This window comes from Streptomyces poriferorum (assembly GCF_019399235.1).
In the GTDB taxonomy this organism is placed as follows: Bacteria; Actinomycetota; Actinomycetes; order Streptomycetales; family Streptomycetaceae; genus Streptomyces; species Streptomyces poriferorum.
The window spans coordinates 1-8,582 of record NZ_JAELVH010000280.1 but is presented as its reverse complement, the minus strand read 5'-3'; the positions used below and the strand labels follow the sequence as shown (position 1 = coordinate 8,582).

Below are 8,582 nucleotides of genomic sequence, written 5' to 3'. Positions count from 1 at the left end.
GGGGAGCGAGGGGCGGGTCACAGGACAGGAGGGGCGGCGAGGATCGCCGAGGTGAGAGCGAGCACGGCGTCGATGCCGTCCTCCCGGTCCAGGCGCAGGACGCGTTCGGCGAGCTCACGCGTGAGGGCGCTCTCGCCGCCCGCGTTGGCATGGAACCCGGCGACGACCCGCGCGGTGTCCGGGGGCCGCACGGGGCCGCCCTCGATCCGGACGTCGAGGGCGGTCCCGTCGTGCAGCAGCGCCCGCAACACCCCGGGCGCCTCGGCGTCGGGACCGTCGTACGCCCGGACGGTGTGGGTGACGCGGGCGGCGAGTGTCGTCACATCCGGCCGGAGCAGGGCGTCGGCGCGGTAGCCGGCGAGGGACAGCGTGCCGTCGCACAGCATCAGCGCGGTACTGAAAGGCAGGGAGAACTTGGCCTCGTAGGCGGTGCGCGGCGCGACGCGGTGGGGGCGCGGTACGCAGACCACGGGCTCGGTGCCCGGGGGAACTTCCGCGACGACGGAGGCGAGCGCCGATGTGCCGCCGTACGGGATCAGCCGTGCGTGCAGCGAGGCCGCCGCGTCGAGGGTGCGGTGCAGCAGGTGACAGCACGGGTAGAGCTTGCTCTGCACCGCGCTGACGTGCCACATCTCGCCCAGGTCGCCCACGATCTCGTCGGCTGTGACGGTGTGGCCGGCCAGTGCCGTGTACACCCCGTGGCGTCCTTCGAGAACGGTGGAAGGGCCTTCTGCGCCGGCCGCGGCGAGGCGCGTGGCGAGCAGTCCGGCGTGCGCGGCGAGCCCCGGGTGCAGGGACTTGGTGTCGCTGCCCGTGTCCAGGAACTCCAGCAGCCCGCCCGCACTGCTGCCGGCGATGCCCAGCGCGTGGGCGGTCACCTCGGCGGACCGCCCCTGAAGGACCGACGAGGTGACCGCGGCGGCGAAGACGGCCGCGACCTGGGTGGCGTGCACGCCCCGGGCGTGGAAACGGTAGGGGGCGCCGAGACCGACCCGCAGCGCGGTCTCGTAGCCGGCCGCGGCGGCGGTCAGCAGGGCGGGACCGTCCGCCCGGGCGGCTGCGGCCGAGGCGAACAAGGCGGGCAGAACGGCAGCCGTGGCGTGCACGAGTGCCCCGGGGTGGGTGTCGTCACAGTCCAGGGCGTGCACCAGCGCGCCCAGCGCGAGCGCCGCGGCCGGTGACCCGACCGGTGCGGCGAGACCCGGGACCACGGCCTCCGGTGGGCCGCCGAGCGCGGCGGCGACGGTCAGCGCGGGTGCGGCCTGCCCGCCGCGTGCCGCGGCGAGCACACAGCCGAGGCCGTCGAGCAGTTGGCGGCACAGGGCGCGGCGGATCACGCTGGGGATCTTCGCCGGTGTCAGTTCCACCGCCCAACGGGCGAGTTGGACGGCCGCGGGCTCGCGCGCCAGGTCGTCGGGGTGCGTATGGGAGTGGCCGTGACCGGCCCCATGAGGGCCGTGCGCGTGCGGATGTGGTTGCGCGGGGCCGATCGCCTCGGCGGTGGCTGTTTCGGCCACGGGTGGATCGGCCACGGCTGGTTCTGCCACGGCCGGGTCCGCCACGGCCGGGACGGTGTGTGGCCGGCCGGTGTCAGTCACCGAAGGCCCCCTTCGCGCGCAGGCCCGCCGCCCGGTCGGCGTCGTAGCCGAGAAGGTCGCGCAGGACGGTGTCGGTGTGTTCGCCGCGCTGCGGCGCCCGGGGCGCCTTGCCGGGGGGCCGCTCGCCGACCCGGACGGGGCTGGCCACGGAGCGCACGGTGCCGTAGCGCGGGTGGTCGCACTCGACCACCAGGCCGCGCGCTTGCGTGTGCGGGTCGGCGAGAGCCTGCGGCACGGTGTGCACCGGCCCGCACGGCACCTTCGCCGGGGTGAGGATCTCCAGCCAGGCGGCGACGGTCCGGGTTGCGAAGAGCGCCTCCAGCTCGGGCACGAGGGTGTCGCGGCGCTCCCCGCGGCCCGCGAAGTCGGCGTACGGATGGCCGGGTTCGGCCCACTCGGGATGTCCGAGCACCGCGGCGAGGCGCTGCCAGAACTTCTCCTTGGCACAGCCGACCACCAGCCAGCCGTCCGCGGCCTCGAAGGCCTGGAATGGCACCAGGGAGGGGTGGGCCGAGTGCCGGGTGCGCCGGGGTTCGTAGCCGGCGCTGAGGTGCCACGTCGCCGGGTACGTGAGCATGGAGACGGCCGTGTCGTACAGGGAGACGTCGCAGTCGCAGCCCACGCCGTCGCGGCGGGCCGCGTGCAGCCCGGCGAGCAGCGAGAGCGCGGCGACGAACCCGCCGGAGTAGTCCACCAGCGACAGGCCGGACTTGGCGGGCGGACCGCCCGGCTCGCCGGTCAGGTCCATCCAGCCGGCCAGGCCCTGCAGGACGTAGTCGTAGCCGGGCTGGGCCGACCGCGGCCCGGTCAGCCCGAAGCCGCTCAGGGAGCAGCAGACCACGGCCGGGTTGAGGTGGCGCAGATCGGCGTAGGTGATGCCGATCCGGGCCGGGACGTCACCGCGCAGGTTGGAGTAGACGGCGTCGCTGTGGCGTACGAGATCCTCGAAGACCTCCCGGCCCGCCGGGTTGGCGAGGTCGAGGCGGACACTGCGCTTGCCGCGGTTGAAGGTCTCGAAGAACAGCGAGTCCTCGCCCTCCTGGTACGGCGGGACATAGCGGCCGACGTCCCCGCCGGAGTGGGGTTCCTCGATCTTGATGATCTCGGCGCCCAGTTCCGCCAGGTGCCAGGTGCCGAACGGTCCGGCGCCGTACTGCTCCACGGCGATCACCCGGACGTCCTCCAGGGGGCGTCGGGCGGGGGAGGGGGCGGTGGTCATGGGCGCAGCTCCCGGATGAGGTCGAGGACATGGGCCTGGGACTCGCGGATCTCATGGCTCGTCAGGCCGTGTACGGGCACGGTGAGTTTGAGGCTGTCCGCAGTGCCCGCGTAGCCGGTGAGGAGCTCCGCGACCTGCTCCCGGGTACCGCACAGGGTCAGCGCGCGGGTCATCGCCGGGTCCACGGCCGCGGCCAGCGCGCCCGCGCGGGCTCCGGGCCTGCGGAACTCCTCCGCGACCCGGCGCTGCGGCTCCTGCAGACCGTGCGCGGCGAACAGCGGTGCGTACGTACGGACCGAGGCGTAGAAGCCGACGTTGCCGGCGGCGCGGCGCAGGGCCTCGGCGGGGTCGGGGTGGACCGAGACACACACCGACGCCACCACCTCCAGGTCCTCCGGCTTGCGGCCGGCGGCGGTCAGCCCGGTGTGCAGGGCGGGCAGCACGGTGTTCCGCAGATGGTCGCGGGAGCCGAGTTCGTGGCCGATCCAGCCGTCGGCGATCTCGCCCGCGAGCCGGAACGTCAGCGGACCGGCGGCCGCCAGGTGGAGCGGGACCCGGGTGCGCGCGGGACGGGGCCGGCGGTAGCCGCGCACCCGTAGCGAGGCGAGCGGACCGCCTGCCTCGAAGGGCTCGCCGTCCGCGCAGCGGGCGATGAACGTCCGTACGCAGTCGACGGTTTCGCGCAATCGCTGTGCCGGGTGGTCGAACGGTACGCCGTGCCAGTCCTCGTTCAACCGGCGTACCCCCGTGCCGAGCCCCAGTACGGCCCGGCCGCCGGAGAGTTCGTCGAGGTCCATGATCTCCAGTGCGCAGATCATGGGGGAGCGGGTGAAGGCCAGCGCGACGGCGGTGCCGATGCGGGCGGTGGAGGTGGCACAGGCCAGCGCGGCGGCGGTGACGGTCGCGCTGCGGTGGAGTTCGGATGCCCACAGGGTGTCGGCGCCCGCTTCCTCGGCGGCCCGGCCGGCGGCGGTCAGTTCGGCGAGATCCTCGCCCCACGGGGCGTAACCGAGGCGGGGCGCGGGCGGGGCGCTCACTCCGGATTCCGGGCGGCGGCCGGGCGCGGGCGCTCCGGTCGTGCGGGAGCGGGAGCGGGGTGCGCGGTCAGGGCGGTGGCGGGCCGGGGGCGTACGTCCACCAGGGCCGAGGCGCCCCGCTTGTGGACGTAGAAGGTGCGCAGAAACGAACACACCTCCGTGCCTTGCTGGTTGATGGTCCGGGTGCGCACGGTGACGATGCCGGCCTCCGGCCGGGAGGCGGACTCGCGCTTGGAGACCACCAGGGACTCCGACCACAGGGTGTCGCCGGCGTGCACGGGGGCGGTCATACGGATGTCGTCCCAGCCCAGATTGGCGAAGGCGTTCTGGGTGAGGTCGGTGACGCTCTGGCCGACGGCGATGGCGACGGTGAGGGTGGACACGACCAGCGGGCGGCCGAACTCGCTGTGCTCCGCGTATGTGCTGTTGAAGTGCATCTGACTGGTGTTCATCGTCAGCAGCGTGAACCAGGTGTTGTCCGCTTCGCTGATCGTGCGGCCGAGTGGATGCTCGTAGAGGTCACCGGGGCTGAAGTCGTCGTAGAAGCGCCCGGTCCAGCCCGGACGGACGACGGGTTCGGGCTCGGCGGTGGAACTCATGGCGTCCTCTTTCGGATGCGGGCTCCCGGGGCCGCGGCGAGAGGCTGTGCGCCGCCCGGACGTCGGACCGGAGCGGGCGGCCATGCGGCGGCGATGCGGTGGAGAGACAGGTGGGCCCCGGGTGCGGCGGGGCGGTGACGGACAGGACCCGGTTGCCGTGCGGTCCGGGGCGGTGTCCCGTCTCGACCCTAGGAGGACGCCAAGCCCCCGTCAAGAGGAATGTTTCCCTGTGCGGTCCAGTGTTTCCCTTCACGGGTGATGGCTCGACTCCCTTCGGAAACAGGAGTTTTACCGCCGCAGGCCGTCTGCGCCTTGACAGCGGGGCGCGACGGTGGCTCCATTTGACCCACTGATTCGAAACACCGTTTCCCCATAAGAAACACTCCGGGTGCCGTCGGCGCCCGGCTCCCACGGCACGTGCGAGTGCGCGTGCCGCACATGGAGGGGGCAGTTTCCCGCTATGAGAGCCAAGACCATCGCACCGTGTTCGACCCGCACCGCGGCAGCGCTTGCCGCGCTGGTCGTCGCCGCGGCCGGATCACTCGTGCTCGGCGGCGCCCGGCCGGCGTTCGCCGGCAGCGCCGAGGTGTCCTACGACTGCGTGTTCTCCTCGTCCCACTCGCTGTTCAACACGACGGCGACCCTGACGGCCGCGGACACGACCACGGCCGGCGCTCCTGTCGACCTCACCCTGGCCTTCGCCGACGGACCCGCCAACGGCCCGGTCGCACTGACCGCGAACACCGTCGCCGTCTCCGCCAAGGTCGGTGTCTCGGGCCAGGACGCGGTCAACGTGAGCGCGCCCGCCTCCAACGCGGCCGTTCCCGCGTACGCGGAGATCCCCATCCCGGAGCTCACCGGACAGCTCACCGTCGCCCAGCCCGGCACGGTTCAGCTCACTCCCGGTGACATCACGCTCAACATCACCAACTACGGCCTCACCATCGCGTGCACGGTCCAGGGCACACCCCCGGTCCTGTCCACCGTGACCGTCACCGACGGCAGCGTCGGCTCCGCCGCCGCGGCCGTCGAATCGATCTCGGGCCGGCCCGCCGCCGACACCACCGGGGCCCGCCGGGGTGACGTCGTCACCCTCGGCGGCACCGGCTGGACCGCCGGCGAGGCGGTCGACGCCGAACTGTGCGCCCTCGACGGCACCGCCTGCGCCGCGGGTGCTGTCACCCCCGCACTCACCGTGGACGGCGACGGCAAGCTCGCGGGCACCGTCGCGATAGGCGCCGACGCCACCCCCGGCCCGCACAGCCTGGTCCTCACCCAGGGCTCGCTGAGCTCCACCGTTCCCCTCGGTGTCCTCGGCACCCGCGCCATCCAGCTCAGCCCGGCCACCGGCGGGCCCGGCACGACCACCACCGTCACCGGTGCCTCCTTCGACCCGGGCGACGAGGTCACGGTCACCGGCGTCGACGCCGACGGCAATCCCGTCGGTGACACGCTCACCGCACCTGTCAACGCGCGCGGCGGCTTCACCGCCTCCCTCACCCCGCCCTCGGGCACCGTGAAGATCCTGGCCACGGAGAAGGACGGCACCGCCGCGGACTCCGCCGAGCTCGCCTGGACCGCGCTCGCCGACGGCGGCAGCTCGGAGCAGACCCTCAAGGTGGTCGTCTCCGGCGGGGCACTGACCATGGCCCAGGAAGCGGGCGAGGTCACCCTCTCGCCCGTGTCGGTGGACGGTACGGAACACGCGTCGACCGGTGATCTCAAGGCCGTCGAGGTGAAGGACTTCCGCGGCAGCACCCGTGGCTGGTCGCTGGTCGGGACCGTCACGGACTTCACCAACGCCGCGGGCGCCGCCATCCCGGCCGGCAACCTGTCATGGACGCCCACCTGCGCCGTCCATGACGGCGCCGCCGCGGCCTCCACCGTCACCCCGGGCAGCGCCGGAGCCCTCAGCTCCACCACCGCCGTCCCGCTGTGCACCCAGGCCGCGAGCGACGATCCTGCCTCCGTCACCGGCGGCGACTTCGACGCCGGCGCCGCGCTCGATCTGAGCGTGCCGGCCATCACCCAGGCCGGCGAGTACGCGGCCGTCCTGCGCCTGACCCTCTCCTGAGGCGCACCCGGCTCCGCCCGCGAGCGCGGTACTTCTGGCGTTCGTGCGAACTCCGCCCGTGAACACGGGACTCCTGGCGTTCGTGCGAACGACCCCAGCCCGCCGTGGGCCCCGTACTCCGGGGTCCGCGGCCGTCCGGAGGATCTGACAGACCGATGCGTCCTACCGCCCGCGGCCGCGTGGCCGCCCGTTCGGTCCCGCTCGCCGTGCTCGCGGTGCTCACCGCCCTGGCCGGCTGGCTGCTCGCACCTGAGGCCGCGGCCACGGCCGGCACGGACGGGAAGTCCCAGGCGTGGTCGGTACAGCCCACGGACAAGGGCTCCGGCGGCGCCCGGCGCCTGGTGTTCCAGCTGGACGCACCGCCCGGCGCCGTCATCCGCGACTCGGTGCGCGTCAGCAACCTCTCCAGCGAGCCGATCTCGTTCCAGGTGTACGGCGCCGACGCCTACAACACCCCCCGCGACGGCGGGCTCGCGTACCGCCAGGCAGGCGAGGCCCAGCGCGCCATCGGCGCGTGGGTGAAGCTGCGGACCAACGCCCTCGTCATCCCCGCGCGCCGTGCCGCCGACATCCCGTTCACCGTCACCGTTCCCCGCGACGCGACCCCCGGCACCCACACGGGCGGAGTCATCGCCCTGGACAACGCCCTGCGAGGCGCCGGCACCACCGACTCCGGCGTGGACGTCAGCATCCAGCGGGCCATCGCGGTCCGCCTGGAGCTCACCGTCTCCGGACCGCTCACCCCGGGCCTCTCGGTGAGCGGGGTCCGCCTCGACCAGACGTCCGGCGACACCCCCTTCGAGGCGGGTCGTGCCACCGTCCACTACACCGTCACCAACACCGGAAACACCCCGGTGCAGGGCAAGGCCGCCATCGCGGTCACCGGCCTCTTCGGCCGTACCGTCGCCACCCGCACCCGGTCCCTGCCGCTGATCCTGCCCGGCCAGCACACCGAACTCACCCTCGACACGGGCCGCTCCCCGCCCGTCGACCTGCTCACCGCGAAGGTCACGGTCTCCGCGACCGGGACGCCCGACACGACCGCCCGCGTCAACCGCCTGGCCCTGTCCTGGCCCACGCTCGGCGCCGTGGCCGTCGCCGCCGCCCTCGTCGTCGCAGGGCTGTCCCAGCTCCGCCGGCGTCGCCGCACCCTCGCGCTGGAGCACGTATGACCGTTCGCCGGGCCGTGGCACCGCCGGCCGCTCACCGCCTACTCTCCCCGCTTCCCGGTGCCCTCGCCGCGGCCGTCGTCGCCGTCGCCCTGGCCGCCGGCCCGTCAGTGGCGGCTGACGGGCCGGACGCTGCCCGGCCGGCGATCAGCACCGATACCGGCCGGCTGGTCCCGGGCCGTCCCGTCACGGTCGGCGGCACGGAGTGGCCCGTCGGGGCCACCGTGCAGACCGAGGTGTGCGGGCTGCGCGCCGTCCACGGCAGCTCCGACTGCGACACCACCCGCGGCGCGGTCGCCCTGGTCGCGGCCGACGGAACCTTCAGGCTGACCCTCCTGGTGGGCGCCCCGCCCGCCGACTGTCCGTGCGTACTCCGTGCCACCACAGGAGCGGGCCAGAACGCCCGCAGCGCCACGACCGACATCGAGGTGGCCGACGTCCCCGAGGGTGTGGTGCCCGATCCCGGCACCAGCACCCCCCAAGTGGCGGTCGTCGACGCCGAACTGACCGGGGACGGCGGCCTCGCCGAGCTCTTCGGAGGACGCCCTCACCGCACCCTCGTCGTCACCGTCCGCAACACCGGCACCGCCACGCTCGGACGTACCCCGCTCATCGTGCGCTGGGGCGGGGGCAGCAGCATCGACACCGACGTCGCCGCCCCTCTCACCTCCCCGCTGAAGCCGGGGGAGCAGGCCACCTACCGCGTCCCGGTGGCCATGCCACTGGCCTCCTTCGGCCGCTACTCGGTGGGCGGCCGCTACGACTCCCGGTCGTTCGTCGTCACCACCGACCTCTACCCCTGGGGGCTGATCTCCGTGGCCGGCGCCTCGGTCCTGCTCACCGTCTTCTCCGCCGGCTGGGCGATCCGCCGCCGGCGGAACCGGCC

General features: G+C 73.9%; 7 protein-coding genes. 3 read left to right on the top strand and 4 right to left on the bottom strand.

Annotation, left to right across the window (positions count from 1 at the left end; genetic code table 11):
* Positions 1 to 17 precede the first annotated feature (17 nt).
* From JGS39_RS32725 to JGS39_RS32710, 4 genes are all read right to left on the bottom strand, one after another.
* Positions 18 to 1,517 carry an MmgE/PrpD family protein gene (locus JGS39_RS32725; protein WP_219573391.1) on the bottom strand — a complete coding sequence of 500 codons (1,500 nt, stop codon included), beginning with the start codon at positions 1,515 to 1,517 and terminating at the stop codon, positions 18 to 20.
* A 73-nt stretch (positions 1,518 to 1,590) separates the two neighbouring features.
* On the bottom strand, positions 1,591 to 2,817 hold the full coding sequence (locus tag JGS39_RS32720) for a CaiB/BaiF CoA transferase family protein (RefSeq protein ID WP_219573390.1): 1,227 nt from the start codon (positions 2,815 to 2,817) through the stop codon (positions 1,591 to 1,593).
* Positions 2,814 to 3,854 (bottom strand): LLM class flavin-dependent oxidoreductase, encoded by a 1,041-nt coding sequence (locus JGS39_RS32715; protein WP_219573389.1) that lies wholly within the window; start codon positions 3,852 to 3,854, stop codon positions 2,814 to 2,816. The genes JGS39_RS32720 and JGS39_RS32715 overlap by 4 nt, the downstream gene beginning before the upstream one ends.
* On the bottom strand, positions 3,851 to 4,453 hold the full coding sequence (locus tag JGS39_RS32710) for a MaoC family dehydratase (RefSeq protein ID WP_219573388.1): 603 nt from the start codon (positions 4,451 to 4,453) through the stop codon (positions 3,851 to 3,853). Before JGS39_RS32710 ends, JGS39_RS32715 begins: the two co-directional genes overlap by 4 nt.
* Positions 4,454 to 4,913: 460 nt before the next feature.
* Here JGS39_RS32710 and JGS39_RS32705 point away from each other — a divergent pair, with 460 nt between their 5' ends.
* From JGS39_RS32705 to JGS39_RS32695, 3 genes are all read left to right on the top strand, one after another.
* The gene (locus JGS39_RS32705) at positions 4,914 to 6,527 is read left to right on the top strand and encodes a WxL domain-containing protein (protein ID WP_219573387.1); all 1,614 of its coding nucleotides are present in this window, start codon (positions 4,914 to 4,916) and stop codon (positions 6,525 to 6,527) included.
* Between the two features lie 155 nt (positions 6,528 to 6,682).
* Entirely contained in the window at positions 6,683 to 7,699 is a 1,017-nt protein-coding gene (locus JGS39_RS32700) for a WxL protein peptidoglycan domain-containing protein (RefSeq protein ID WP_219573386.1), read from the top strand.
* Positions 7,696 to 8,582: hypothetical protein (locus JGS39_RS32695; RefSeq protein ID WP_219573385.1), on the top strand; the 887-nt coding region annotated here is incomplete at its 3' end. The genes JGS39_RS32700 and JGS39_RS32695, both read left to right, overlap by 4 nt.